Raw genomic sequence first — 13,060 nt, forward strand, 5'->3', positions numbered from 1 at the left:
GGCGCCGTGCGGATCGATGATGGTGCCAAGAGCGGTGTCCTCCAGCGGTCGGCCCTGCGCGCCGCCCTGATGCTCGCCCTGGCCTGCGTGGCGGTCCCGTCGCGGGCCCAGGAGCCAGCCACGACCGCGGAATCCGAAAAGATCCAGCGCACCAACGAGGAGCGCGACCGGCGGGCCGAGAATCTCAAGCGCGTTCAGGATGCGCTCGCCGCCAGCGCGGGCCAGCGCACGCAGTTCGAGGGCGAGATCGCCGCCATCGGCTCGGACCGTGCCAAGCTCGACAGCGCCCTTTTGGACGCCGGACGCCAGGCGCAGGCGACCGAGGACCGGCTGAGCCGCCTTGAGGACCGCCTGAAGGCGATGACCGAGAGCGAGGCCGCGATCCGCCGGTCCCTGCACGCCCGCCGCGGCATCGTCGCCGAGATCCTGGCAGCGCTCCAGCGGATGGGCCGCCGCCCGCCGCCGGCCGTCCTGGTGAGCCCGGAGGACGTGCTGGCGGTCATCCGCACGTCGATGCTGCTCGGCGCCGTGGTGCCGGAGCTGCGCGGCGAGGTCGACACCCTGGCCGCCGACCTCGCCGAGATGATCCGCCTGCGCGGCTTGATCGCGCAGGACAAGGAGGGGCTGGCCAACGATCTCGCCGGCTGGGCCCGGGAACAGCAGCGCCTGCAGGCTCTGCTCACCGCCCGGCGCGCCCGGCAGGCGGAGGTCGAGGGCGGCCTGACCGCGGAGCGCAAGCGCGCGGTCGAACTCGGCGCCCAGGCGAAATCCCTCAAGGACCTGCTCGACCGCACGGAGGCCGAGGTCGCGGCGACCCGGCGCTCTGCCGACGAGGCCAAGGCGGCCGCCGAGCGCGAGGCCCGGGTGACGCAGGAACGTTTCGCCGCGGCCGGGGTCCGGGATCCGGCGCGCCTGGCTCCGAAGGTGCATTTCGCGGAGGCGCGGGGCGAAGTGCCGCGGCCGGTGAGCGGGCGGCTGGCGCGGGGCTTCAACCAGCCCGATGGCAACGGCGGGATCACCCGGGGCGTCTCCTTCACGACGCGGCCGAAGGCGCTGGTCGCCTCCCCGGCCGACGGATGGGTCAAGTTCGCGGGGCCGTTCCGGTCCTATGGGCGTCTCTTGATCATCGATGCGGGCGACGGCTACTATCTTCTGCTGGCGGGGATGGATCAGATTAGCGTAGAGGTCGGCCAGTTCGTTCTCGCGGGTGAACCGGTGGGCAGCATGGGCGAGGGCGGCGCGGGCCCGTCGGGGTCCGAAGGCGATCCATCGCTGTACGTCGAGTTCAAGAAGGACGGCGGCTCCGTCGATCCGGAGCCGTGGTGGGCGAAGAGCCCCAGTGACAAGATACTTGGCGAGAAGGTTCGCGGCTGATGCGCAAGACGTCCCTGATCATGCTCGGCGCCTTCCTGGGTGCCGGCACCTCCATGGTGGCGACCCAGACCGACTTCCTGTCGGGACCGCGGGCCGTGGCCGCTTCCGCCGAGACCTATCGCCAGCTGAGCCTGTTCGGCGACGTCTTTGAGAAGGTCCGCACCGACTACGTCGAGAAGCCCGACGAGTCGAAGATGATCGAGGCGGCCGTCAACGGCATGCTGACCTCCCTCGATCCGCATTCGAGCTACATGGACGCCAAGGCGTTCCGTGACATGCAGACCACCACCCGCGGCGAGTTCGGCGGGCTGGGCATCGAGGTCACCATGGAGGACGGCCTGATCAAGGTCGTCACGCCGATCGACGACACCCCGGCCGCCAAGGCGGGCCTGCTGGCCAACGACATCATCACCCAGATCGACGACGACCAGGTCCAGGGCCTGACCCTGAACCAGGCGGTCGACAAGATGCGTGGCCCGGTGAACTCAGCCGTGAAGCTCAAGATCTCCCGCAAGGAGTCGAAGGACCCGATCGACGTCACGCTCACGCGCGACGTGATCAAGATCAAGCCGGTGCGCTCCAAGGTGGAGGGCGGCGACGTCGCCTACATCCGCCTGACCCAGTTCAACGAGCAGACCTTCGACGGTATGCGCGCGGCGATCGAGAAGCTCTCCGGCGAGATCGGGGCCGACAAGCTCAAGGGCTACGTGGTCGACCTGCGCAACAACCCGGGTGGCCTGCTCGACCAGGCCGTGATGGTCTCGGACGGCTTCCTCGATCGTGGTGAGATCGTCTCCACCCGCGGCCGTAACCCGGACGAGACCCAGCGGTTCTCGGCCAAGGCCGGCGACCTGACCAAGGGCAAGCCCGTGGTCGTTCTGGTCAACGGCGGCTCGGCCTCGGCATCCGAGATCGTGGCCGGCGCCCTGCAGGATCACAAGCGCGCGACCATCATGGGCACGCGCTCCTTCGGCAAGGGCTCGGTGCAGTCGATCATCCCGCTCGGCGGCTCCGGCGCGCTGCGGCTGACCACGGCGCGTTATTACACGCCGTCGGGCCGCTCGATCCAGGCAAAGGGTATCGAGCCCGACATCGAGGTGCTGCAGGACGTGCCCGACGAGCTGAAGGGTAAGGACGAGACCAAGGGTGAGGCCGGTCTGAAGGGCCACCTGAAGCAGAAGGATACCGACGAGCGCGGCGGCTCCTCCGCCTACATCCCGCCGGATCCCGCCAAGGACAAGCAGCTCCTGTCGGCCATCGACTTCCTGCACGGTATCCAGAAGGGCGCCGCCAACAGCGGCACCCCCGCCCAGCAGCAGAAGCCCAGCCTGCCGAACTGATTTCTTTCCACCCACCGAAAATAAATCACCCTGTCCGGCAGGCCTGCCGGGCGGGGTTTTTCGTTCCAAACAGTGATGTTAGCAAAAGATTAACCATACCGACCGGCAATACGTGATGGGATACGCGCCGCTGCTATCGGGCGTGGGACGCGATTCCGCATCGAGTGCCGCTTGACCGAGTCCACCGACGATATCCTCACGCGCCCCCTAGGGGTGCCGGAGGCGCAGGCGCCGGAGCGGCCCCAAGGTCGGTTCGCACGCTTCGTCGCGCCGCTGCGCCGGCCGAGGATCGCCGCGGGGGCGCTCGCCGGCGCCATGCTGTTGGCCTGCGGGCTCGTGCTCGCCTTGGGGGATCCCCGTGGCGGCGAGCCGCGCGTCGAAGTCGCGATCACGGTGCGCGAACCGGCCTCCCGGCCGGTGGTCGCCCCGGTTGCGGCCGCCCCGGAACCGCAGGGCGTGGTGGTGGTCAACGCGGGCGGCGCACAGCAGCGCACCGCCGAGGAGATCGAGACCGCGTCGGGCGTGACGGTGGTGCGACCGCCGGGCTCCAGCCCGAGCGAGGCCGTCGTGATCCGCGTCCCGCCGCCGAGCGCGCCGCGGCTCGCGCCGGCGCCGGATGCGCGCATCAGCGAGCAAGGCCGCCACGGCACGATGCCCAAGCTCGGCGACGGCCGAACCCGCGCCCTCGACGTCTATGCCCGGGCCGAGGAGCCCGGCACCGGGCCTCGCATCGCGGTCCTGGTCACGGGCCTCGGTGTCGGGCAGGCCGCCACGGCTGGCGCCACCGTGCGCCTGCCGACCGCAATCAGCCTCGCGTTCCTGCCCTACGGCGGCGAGGCGGAGCGCGCCGCCGCCCGGGCGCGGGATGCCGGCCACGAGGTCTTCCTCCAGCTGCCCATGGAGCCGTTCGACTATCCCGACAGCGATCCCGGGCCCCAGACGCTGCTCACCGCCCTCAAGGGGGTCGAGAATGCCGACCGTCTCGCCTGGTCGCTGGCCCGCTTCCCCGGCTATGTCGGCGTCGCGAACTACATGGGCGCGAAGATGATGGCCGACCCGGCCTTCGACCCGATCCTGCGTGAGATCGGTGCCCGCGGCCTTGGCTTCCTTGACGACGGGACCGGGCCGAAGCCGAGCTTCGCCAACAAGAGCCGCACCCCGGTCGCCCGGGCGGAGATCGTCCTCGACGCCGTTCCGCGGGCCGACGCCATCGATGCGGCGCTCGGCCAGGCGGAGGCGCGAGCCCGCGCGACCGGATTCGCCCTCGTGACGGCCAGCGGCTCGGCGCTCGGCGTCGACCGGATCGCGCGCTGGGCGCGGGACCTCGATACCCGCGGCATCCGGCTGGTGCCGGCGAGCGTGGCGCTGCGCGGGGCGGTGGAGAAGCGGGTCAGCACGGCGAATTGACGGCCTCCCGGCCGCGCTTTCGCCGCCGCCGCCGTTGCCGCGTGACTTGCGCCTGACCTATGGTCGCCCGCGATGACCACAGATTCCGACTCGGGCGCTGCGCTGCCCTACCGCCCCTGCGTGGGCGTCGCGTTGATCGCGCCCTCGGGCGGCGTCTTCGTTGGCCGCCGGACGAAGGATGCCGGACCGGAGCACGTCGCCGGCCCGTACATGTGGCAGATGCCGCAGGGCGGCATCGATCCCGGCGAGGATCCCGAGGCGGCCGCCCGCCGGGAGCTCTACGAGGAGACCAACGTGCCACCCGATGCGATCCGCCTGCTAGGCGAGATCCCGGACTGGCTCGCCTACGACCTGCCGCCGGCGGTGATGAAGCAGGCCTGGAAGGGGCGCTATCGCGGCCAGACCCAGAAGTGGTTCGCCTACGGCTTCCTCGGCAGCGAGGACCTGATCGACGTGCTGACCCCCGGTGGCGGCGCCCACAAGGCCGAGTTCGACGCCTGGCGCTGGGCGCGGTTCTCCGAGCTGCCGAACCTGATCGTGCCGTTCAAGCGCCCGGTCTACGAGGGTGTGGTCGCTGCTTTCTCGGGGCTCGACGGCTGGGCGGCCGAGACCGGTGCGACCGCGCCGGCGCAGCCGTGACGTCCCGGGGGGGATCGTAGGGTGGTACGCTGGCTCGCGATTCCGCTCGCGCTCGCGCTGGCGTGGCTCGCCTTCACGGTGAGCCCGCTCTGGTCGCTCTACGACCTGGCTCAGGCCGTGCGCCGGCATGACGTGGCCTATATCGAGGGCCACGTGAACTTCCGGACCCTTCGGCTGTCCCTGGTCCGCCAGATCACCGCGGCGGTGCGCACCGCCTCCGACACCGACCTGGATCTGGAGCCCCGCGACCGGCAACGCCTCAACGACGTCGCGTACGGCCTGGCGCTGGCGCTGGCCGAGACCCTGGTCACACCCGAGACGGTGATGGACCTGCTCGACAACGGCTGGCCCGACAAGCTGGACATCGATCGCCCCGCCAGCTTGAAGCCGGAGGGTTTGGCGATCCGGAATGCAGGACGACTCCTGCCCTATTACGCCGCCCTGGAGATGCGCGGGTTCCGGGCGGTGGTCATTCCGGTCCCGCCCGAGGGGCCCCGGGCCGAGCGCAACCGTATCCGGCTCCGTCTGCGCGGCTTCAGCTGGCGGCTGGTGGACATCGAGATGGCCGACATCCTGCGCGCGCAGATCGCCGCCAAGCTCGGCCGTGCGCTGGCCCGCGCCAAGGCCGGCGCGAGTGCTGCGGAGGAGCGGTAGGAGTCCGTCTCCGGTGTGTTGCGCCGCCGCCCTAATCCGGCGGCGAGATAGTTACACCAAACCTTCTGGACCCCAGCCACCCGTGAAACCCCAAAGGCCACGTTCGAGGCTTTGTAGCGCTCCGGGGTGTGGTCGGTCGTCGGAGGAAGCGTCGATCGCTGCTGCGCGGGGTGACTCCCGGCTTCAATTCGCGTTGGGAGCCGTCTTCGGAGCCGCTGCCTTCTCGTCCGCCGGTGTCTTCGCCTTGGGCTCGCGCGCCTCGACCAGGCTCTCGGCCTCGTCCTCGTCGGTGTTGCCGCCCTGCACGATCGTCTTGTCGGGATTGGAGAGCAGCGACTTGGCGATGCCGAGCAGCACCTCGCACTCGCCCGGGAATTTGTAGGTCTCCAGCACGATCGCCGCGTCGCGCAGCGTGCGCAGGTCGCGCACCGTCTGGGCGTTGGCGTCCTCGCGCAGTTCCTTCTTGGCCGCGATTCCCTCCTCGATCTGCGCGCCCTTCACGTCGCACGCGGCCCGGGCCGGCACGGCGACGGCCGCGAGGGCGAAGGCGAGACCGGTGGCGAAGAGGGGGGGCCGCATGGCGGGATTCCTTGGGGTGGGTCAGGCGTGATGGGGATGGTGCGCGGCGCGCAGGATGTCGTTCGTGAGCGCAACGAGCTGGCTGGGGCGGTACGGCTTCGGAACGAACACCGATTCGGAGACGGCGTCGGCGGGCGACAGGCAGGCACGCCCGCCGGACGTGTAGATGACGGGCAGGTCCGGGCAGACGCTGCGGGCCCGGCGTGCCAGCGCCAGCCCGTTCGTGTTGCGGGCGAGGTCGATATCAGTGAAGAGCATGTCGACGCTCTCCCGTGCCAGGATCGCTTCGGCCTCCCAGGCATCCGCGGCGGTGAGCACCCGATATCCCTCTTCGAGAAGCGCTTCGGCCGCGAGCTCGCAGACGGTCGGCTCGTCCTCGACCACCAGGATGGTGGCGGCGGCCGAATCCAGGGCGGGCATGGACGGGCAGGCGAAGGCGGCGACGAACGGCATCATGACGCAACTCCCACTCACCCGGCGGGGGCGCTGGAGCCCCGTGCCGGATCGAAGGAGCAACGGGCCCCTGCGCCCCGGCGTTCGCCGTGATTGCATCGAATTGCCCGGACTTGGTGCACGGCCCGTTAACCCCGCCCCTGCGCAGATGAACGGAGTGGCCGAAATGGTTAATGGCTCGTTACCGGGATGCTGCGGGAGGCTTGATCCGTGAACCGCTCCTGGCAATTGGGCACCGGCCTGCTCCTCACGGGGCTGGCGGGATACGTCGATGCGCTGGGCTTCGTGCGGCTGGGCGGCCTGTACACCTCGTTCATGAGCGGCAACACCACGCAATTCGCGGTCTTCGGCGCCGAGGCGAAGCTGCAGAAGATGGTGATGCCGGCGATTCTGATCGCCGCGTTCCTGACCGGCTCGGTCCTGGGCAGCGGCCTGGCGATCCTGGTGCCGTCGCGCTGGAGCACCCCGGTGGTGCTCGCCTACGAATCGCTGCTGATCCTGGGCGGCCTGGCGCTCGGTCTCGCTTCCCCCGAGCTGGGCCTTGCCGCGTTCTTCGTAGCCGTGGCCATGGGCGCGCAGAACGCCGTGCTGGCGCAGGTGCAGGGTTTCCGGGCCGGTACCACCTTCGTCACCGGAGCCCTGTTCAGCCTGGGCCAGAAGATCGCCCGGGCGCTGACACGCACGGGCGACCCGCTCGGCTGGATCGGCGACGGGCTGGTCTGGTTGTCCCTGTTGCTGGGCGCCTTCCTGGGGGCGCTGGCCTACGATGCGTTCGCCCTCTACGCCCTGATCGCGCCGGCGGCGGTCTCGGGGGTGCTCGCGCTGATCACCGCGTTCCTGGTCCTGCGCGCCGGCCAGAGGACCACGAAGGTCGAGTTTCCATGAGCGATTCCGTCAGCCATCCGTCCCTCACCGAACACGTCGCGCCGCTGGAGGCGGGCGCCCACGTGGTCGCGGCGCAGTTCCTGAAGGACGCCCCCGCCCTGGCGCTCGGCGACGGCACCGTGGCCCTCATGCAGGGGGACGCGCTGACCCGGATCGCCGCCCATCCCGACAGCGGGATCCTGGTGGCGGCCGGGAGCAGCGACCGCCTCGTCACGGGCGGCGACGACGGCCGGGTCGTCGAGATCCGGGCCGGTGGCGCCGTACAGGAGCTCGGCGCGGCCAAGGGCGGTGCCTGGATCGACGCTCTGGCGCTGCATCCGGACGGCGCCGTGGCCTGGTCGGCCGGACGCGCGGTGGTGGCCCGGGATGCCAAGGGCCGGGAGCGCAGCTTCACGGCGCCCTCGACGGCCCGGGGGCTGGTCTTCGCCCCGAAGGGCTACCGGCTCGGCGTCGCCCACTACAACGGCGTCAGCCTCTGGTTCCCGAATCTCGAGACGCCCGCCGAGGTCGTGAGCTGGAAGGGCTCGCATATCGACGTCACGTGGTCACCGGACGGCCGCTTCGTGGTCTCGACCATGCAGGAGAACGCGCTGCACGGTTGGCGCCTGCAGCCGGATCGCGGCCACATGCGGATGTCGGGTTATCCTGGCAAGGTCCGCTCCGTGTCCTGGTCTTCCGATGGGCACTGGCTTGCCACCGGAGGCGCCGAGGCTGCGATCGTCTGGCCGTTCGATTCGAAGGAAGGCCCCACCGGCAAGGCGCCGCGGGAATGCGGCGTCCGCCCCGCCCGGGTGACGCGGGTCGCGTTCCACCCCAAGGCGCCGGTCCTGGGAGTGGGCTACGAGGATGGCTGCATCCTGCTGGTGCGCTTCACCGACGCCTCGGAGCTGCTGGTGCGGCGCGCCGTGCCGGGCAGCGGGATCACGGCACTCGCCTGGGACGCACGCGGCAACCGCATGCTGTTCGGCTGCGCCGACGGCCAGGCCGGCCTGCTGACCCTGCCAGCGTGATCTGCCGGTGCCCCGTTCTTTTGGTTATCGGCCGAAGCCATGCTTTTTAGGCCGCGTCCTGTCTCCGACCCGGAGGGTCTGACGTGTTCCGCGTGTTCCGCACTCTCGGCCTCGCCCTCGGCCTGCTCGGCGGCGTGATCGCCGCCCAGGCCCCCGAATTCGCGCAGCAATACGCGCAGCGCCTCGGTGGCGCGGTGGACGAGCTGCGCCGTCAGGTGGCGGTGCTCGAATCGGACGCGCAGGCCTCCGGCACCACCCGAGACGGCGCGGTCGATCGGCTGCGCACCAACCCTGACCAGTTGGTGGCCCGGCGCGGCGATGCCGCACAGGCCGACATCTCTCGGCTGGCAAGATTGAGCGCGCAGGAGCAGGCCCTCGCCTCGGCGACGAGCCCGCTCGGCAAGGTGGTGGCGATGCTGCGCGACCCCGACGTGCCGGTAGCGCAGGCTGCCTACCAGGATTTCAGCCCGGCTGTGCCGACCAATGCCGACGGCCTCGCCGCCGGTCTGATCGGGTTCCTGACCGCCTGGGGCGGCTGGCGCGTGCTCTCGGATGTCGGCCTGCGGTTCGCCCGCAAGCGCCCGCGAACAGCGACCCGGACGGCCTGATCCGCCACCGGCGCGACGCGCTGAACCGGGAGTGTTGCTCAGGGTCTACAGCGGCTTGCGCGGAGCTTGCGTATCGAGCGTGATCCGGCCATCTCGGTCCGAGAGAAGGCGCAAGATGCCGCGGGCGTCGAACTCCACCACGATCGATCCGGCGCTCGACGCCGCCGCCCTGCTGCGGCGCGTCGGCTTCTTCGGCCTGTTCGTCATCCTGCCGGTGCTGGCGCAGGTCGCCCGCCGCGCCACCGTGATCCTGGCGCCGATCGCCGTGGTGCTGCTGATCATCGCCAGCGCGATCGACCGGCGCCAGCGGCCGGTCCGGCCGGGCGTGTCCCGGTTGCTCACGGCGCCGGCCTTCCTGGCCGGCATGCTGGTGGTGCTGTGGTCGGTGCTGTCGCTGACCTGGACGCCGTTCCTCGGCCCGGCCGTGGAGCGTCTGGCCAACCTCGCGGCGACGATCGGGCTGGCGCTGCTCGGCTACTTCGCCCTGCCCGACCGGATGCGCTCGGCCAATCTCTACCTGCTGCCACTCGGGCTCGTCGCGGGCGCGATCGTTGCGATCGTGCTTGGGCTGTTCGGGGCGCACATGGCGCCGCCCGGCATCGACGACGACGGGGCCCTCGATCGCGGCCTGATCCTGCTGATTCTTCTGGTCTGGCCGGGGCTCGCCTGGCTGCGATCCCGGCGGCGTGACCGCGAGGCGCTCGGACTCGCGCTGCTGGTCGCCCTGGCGCTGACGGTCCAGCCGGACGCCACCCAGATCGCTGCGCTGGCGGTCGGTGCGCTGGCCTTCGCGGTGACGAGCTACCGGCCGAAGCTCGGCGTGATGCTGACCGCGACCCTGTCGGCCGCGTTGCTCGCCGTGGCGCCGCTGCTGCCGTTCCTGGCCCGGCCGATCGGCGCGGCGATGTTCGGGCCCCTCTCGCCCGCGGTGCTGTCACTGAAGAGCTGGCAGAAGGTGGTGACCACCGATCCGGTGCGGCTGATCACCGGCCACGGCTTCGAGACGGCACTGCGCGGGCGCCTGGTCGGCATGCTGCCGCTGAACGCGCCGACCACGGCCCTGTTCGAGTTCTGGTACGAACTCGGGATCGTCGGCGCGCTGGCCGCCGCCTTCGCGCTCTACGCCTCGATCCGCCGGGCCGGCCGGGACATCCCGGCCCTGATCCCGGGAGCGATGGGGTGCTTCTCCGCCGCCTTCACGGTCGCCTGCCTGGGTGTCGGCCTCACGGCGATCTGGTGGCTCAGCATCGTCGCCATCGTCATCGTGGTGTTCGTGGCGGTGGAGCGCGGCCAGTTCCGCACCAACCGCCCCAAGGTCGCCAAGCTTCCCCGACTGCGCGCGGACTGATCCTCGGCTCACCGGTTCAGGAAGCCGTGCAGGCGGATCCAGGCCAGGAACAGGCCCGGCCACGCGGCAGCCGGCGTACCCGGGGCGCCGAGCCCGAATCCGTGCCCACCGCGCTCGAACAGGTGCAGCTCGGCCGGCACCCGCGCCCTCCGCAAAGCCGCGAACATCAGCAGCGGGTGATCGGCCACCGCCACCGGATCGTCGATCGCCTGGACCAGGAAGGTCGGGGGCGTCTGCGGCCCGACCTGGAGGTCCACCGAGTAGGTCTTCATCTCGAGCGGGGTGACCTCGTCGCCGACCAGGATCCGCCGCGTCGCGGTGCCGTCGAACGGCTTACCCATGGTGATGACAGGATAGATCAGCCCGGCCAGGACCGGGCGCACCGGCTGCTCGTCGGCCTCGTCCACCGGGGTGTAAAGGTCGCTGGCGGTGCCGACCGCGGTCTCGCCCATCAGGTGGCCGCCCGCGGAAAAGCCCAGTACGCCGACCCGGGCGGGGTCGATCCCGTATTCCGAGCCCCGCGCCCGCACCAGCCGCAGCGCCCGCTGCGCGTCCTGCCGCGGTGCGTCTGGGCCTGCGCCCCAGCCCTCCGCGGGCAGACGATAGACCAGCAGGAAGACTGTGATCCCCGCTGCGTTGAGGACGCGCCCGACCGGCACGCCCTCGTTGCCGAGCGCGATGAACTGGTAGCCGCCGCCAGCCGCCACGATGATCGCTGCGCCGTTGGGATTGGCCGGCCGCATCGCCAGCAGGCATGGCTTGGCCACCCGGGTGACGTCGCCCGAGCGGCCCTCGACATAGCGGTAGCCGTCCGGATCGGGCCCGCTGCCGCCCCCCGGAGGCTGGCCGGGCCACAGATCGATCACCTGCAGGTCCGCCCCGGGCAGCGAGCGCGGCAGCGCGCGGATCGCCTCGTGGGGCGCCGGCTCCGGCGGCTTTTCCTGCGCCTTTGCCGCGCGCAGGCCGAAAGCGGTGGTCAAGCCTGCGAGCAGCAGGCGGCGGTCGAGATTCATGGACCGGTCCCGGGGGTCGCTCAGGACAGGGCCCGGATGGCGGGACGGGCGGACTCGGGCATGGCGCTCTCCTGAAACATTCCTCGCCCAACGTCGTGGGACGCGGGGACGGTTCCGGAGAGGCGCGTCCTCAGGCGCGCCGGGTGATCACGGATACGTAGAAGCCATCGGTGCCGGTCCGCAGCGGGGTCATCTGCAGGCCGTGTTCCGTCTTGCGAACAGAGGATGCGAGGCTTGGCGGTCCCGCCGCCAGCACGGTCTCGGCCGGCACGGCATCGAAGCGGCCACGCCAGCGGGACAGCAGCCCGGCCACCGCCGCGTCGTTCTCCGCGGGCAGGAGCGAGCAGGTGATGTAGACGATCCGCCCGCCGGGCCGGACCAGCTTGGCTGCGCGGTCGAGGACCTGGGACTGCTCGGCGATGCGCAGGGCCAGGCTGCCGGGCCGCAGCCGCCACTTGGCATCCGGGTTGCGCCGCCAAGTCCCGGAGCCGGTGCAGGGTGCGTCGACCAGCACCCGGTCGATCTGGCCGTCCAGATCCTCCAGCACGTCGGCGCGGGCTTTGCCACTGCGCGGTGTCCGGACTTCGGCCGCGGCCCCGGAGCGGCGCAGGCGCTCGTGGATCGGCGCGAGCCGGCGCGGATCGCCGTCCGTGGCGATCAGGCGGGCGCCGTTACGGGTCTGGGAGGCCAGCGCCAGGGTCTTGCCGCCACCGCCGGCGCAGAGGTCGACGAGGGTCTCGCCCGCGTGCGGATCCACCAGGAGGGCGGCGAGCTGCGAGCCTTCGTCCTGGATCTCATACCAGCCGTCCAGGAACTCGGCCTCGACGTGGAGCGCCGGGCCGCGGCCGTCAGCGCCGATCGGGATCCGGACGCCGAGTGGCGCGTGCGGGGTCGGGGCGGCATCGAAGCCGCTCAGCGCAGGCATCAGGTCGTCACGGCTGCCCCGTAGGGCGTTGACCCGGATATCGAGGGGCGCGCGCCGGGCGAGCGCCTTCAATTCGGGGATCAGGTCGTCGCCCAGCGCGGCCTCCAGCTCGGGCAGCACGAAGGCCGGGGCATCGCCGGGCACTTCGGGCGGGGCTTCGTCCAACGTGCCGGATTCGAGGCGCGCGCGCTCGTCGTCGCTCAGCGGCTCGGGGGCGAAGCGCTCGCCGGAGAACAGCGCGGCCACAGACGCGGCGGCGAGCCCCTGCTGCAGCCGCAGGGAGCCAATCAGCACGGCGCGCGGCGCCTCGGAATCCATGATCCAGGCGGCGGAAGCCCGCCGGCGCAGGGCGTCGTAGACCAGACTGGCGATTCCGGCCCGGTCGCCGGAGCCGGCGAAACGGTGGGCGAGGCCCCAATCCTTCAGCGCGTCGGCGGCGGGGCGGCGGCGCTCCGCGATATCGGTCAGGACTTCGATGGCGGCGGAGCAGCGGGCGGCGGGGGTCAGGGTCGACATCCTTTAAAACGGCGCTCGGCCGACGCGAAACGGCCACGCTTGGCCCACGATGCCGCCACGGTGCGGCCGAGCTTCCAGCACGATCCCGGCTCAGACCGGGTCGCGGGCGGTCCCGCGATGCGGGCCGGCCCCGTGTCGTATGGCATCCTCCCGCCGCGGACCAGTGCGTTCCGCGGACGGAGGTCTGTCCGGGAGTGCCTCAGATCATGTCTTCCCTCGTTCGCGTAACCCGCTCCGTGACCCTCGCCGGATTCGCCGCCGCCGCCCTCGCCGCCTGTGCGAGCGCCCCGGCCGCCCCCGATCTCACCC

Annotated in this window: 13 protein-coding genes; 9 read left to right on the forward strand and 4 right to left on the reverse strand. The window is 71.4% G+C overall.

Going from position 1 to position 13,060, the window contains the following annotated elements; translation table 11 throughout:
- The first annotated feature begins 69 nt into the window (after positions 1-69).
- The 5 genes from FV242_RS13180 to FV242_RS13200 all read left to right on the forward strand — a co-directional run bounded on the left by FV242_RS13180 (position 70) and on the right by FV242_RS13200 (position 5,414).
- Complete coding sequence (locus FV242_RS13180; protein ID WP_147908251.1) at positions 70-1,374, forward strand: murein hydrolase activator EnvC; 1,305 nt, start codon at positions 70-72, stop codon at positions 1,372-1,374.
- Positions 1,374-2,714, forward strand: coding sequence for a S41 family peptidase (locus tag FV242_RS13185; protein WP_147908238.1), 1,341 nt, complete (start codon positions 1,374-1,376; stop codon positions 2,712-2,714). The genes FV242_RS13180 and FV242_RS13185 overlap by 1 nt, the downstream gene beginning before the upstream one ends.
- 171 nt (positions 2,715-2,885) lie before the next feature.
- Positions 2,886-4,121, forward strand: coding sequence for a divergent polysaccharide deacetylase family protein (locus FV242_RS13190; protein WP_147908239.1), 1,236 nt, complete (start codon positions 2,886-2,888; stop codon positions 4,119-4,121).
- Between the two features lie 72 nt (positions 4,122-4,193).
- Complete coding sequence (locus FV242_RS13195) at positions 4,194-4,760, forward strand: RNA pyrophosphohydrolase (protein ID WP_147908240.1); 567 nt, start codon at positions 4,194-4,196, stop codon at positions 4,758-4,760.
- Positions 4,761-4,781: 21 nt separating this feature from the next.
- On the forward strand, positions 4,782-5,414 hold the full coding sequence (locus FV242_RS13200) for a DUF2939 domain-containing protein (protein ID WP_147939240.1): 633 nt from the start codon (positions 4,782-4,784) through the stop codon (positions 5,412-5,414).
- A gap of 183 nt (positions 5,415-5,597) precedes the next feature.
- Here the strand turns inward: FV242_RS13200 and FV242_RS13205 are convergent, their stop codons facing one another.
- Positions 5,598-5,993: a photosystem reaction center subunit H gene (locus FV242_RS13205; RefSeq protein WP_147939241.1), complete on the reverse strand. Its 396-nt coding sequence runs from the start codon at positions 5,991-5,993 to the stop codon at positions 5,598-5,600.
- A gap of 21 nt (positions 5,994-6,014) precedes the next feature.
- Entirely contained in the window at positions 6,015-6,449 is a 435-nt protein-coding gene (locus FV242_RS13210) for a response regulator (RefSeq protein WP_147908243.1), read from the reverse strand.
- A gap of 207 nt (positions 6,450-6,656) precedes the next feature.
- Here FV242_RS13210 and FV242_RS13215 point away from each other — a divergent pair, with 207 nt between their 5' ends.
- The 4 genes from FV242_RS13215 (at position 6,657) to FV242_RS13230 (ending at position 10,297) form a co-directional block, all read left to right on the forward strand.
- Entirely contained in the window at positions 6,657-7,331 is a 675-nt protein-coding gene (locus FV242_RS13215; protein ID WP_147908244.1) for a YoaK family protein, read from the forward strand.
- The gene (locus FV242_RS13220) at positions 7,328-8,341 is read left to right on the forward strand and encodes a WD40 repeat domain-containing protein (protein ID WP_147939242.1); all 1,014 of its coding nucleotides are present in this window, start codon (positions 7,328-7,330) and stop codon (positions 8,339-8,341) included. The genes FV242_RS13215 and FV242_RS13220 overlap by 4 nt, the downstream gene beginning before the upstream one ends.
- A gap of 83 nt (positions 8,342-8,424) precedes the next feature.
- On the forward strand, positions 8,425-8,949 hold the full coding sequence (locus FV242_RS13225) for a DUF2937 family protein (RefSeq protein ID WP_147939243.1): 525 nt from the start codon (positions 8,425-8,427) through the stop codon (positions 8,947-8,949).
- A gap of 115 nt (positions 8,950-9,064) precedes the next feature.
- The gene (locus FV242_RS13230) at positions 9,065-10,297 is read left to right on the forward strand and encodes a peptide ABC transporter permease (protein WP_147939244.1); all 1,233 of its coding nucleotides are present in this window, start codon (positions 9,065-9,067) and stop codon (positions 10,295-10,297) included.
- An 8-nt stretch (positions 10,298-10,305) separates the two neighbouring features.
- Here the strand turns inward: FV242_RS13230 and FV242_RS13235 are convergent, their stop codons facing one another.
- Together FV242_RS13235 and FV242_RS13240 are read right to left on the reverse strand one after the other, a co-directional pair.
- Positions 10,306-11,310, reverse strand: a complete 1,005-nt coding sequence (locus FV242_RS13235) for an alpha/beta hydrolase (protein WP_147939245.1) — start codon at positions 11,308-11,310, stop codon at positions 10,306-10,308.
- A gap of 130 nt (positions 11,311-11,440) precedes the next feature.
- The gene (locus FV242_RS13240; RefSeq protein WP_187278412.1) at positions 11,441-12,751 is read right to left on the reverse strand and encodes an RsmB/NOP family class I SAM-dependent RNA methyltransferase; all 1,311 of its coding nucleotides are present in this window, start codon (positions 12,749-12,751) and stop codon (positions 11,441-11,443) included.
- Positions 12,752-13,060 lie beyond the last annotated feature (309 nt).

This window comes from Methylobacterium sp. WL64, from assembly GCF_008039945.1.
Lineage (GTDB): Bacteria > Pseudomonadota > Alphaproteobacteria > Rhizobiales > Beijerinckiaceae > Methylobacterium.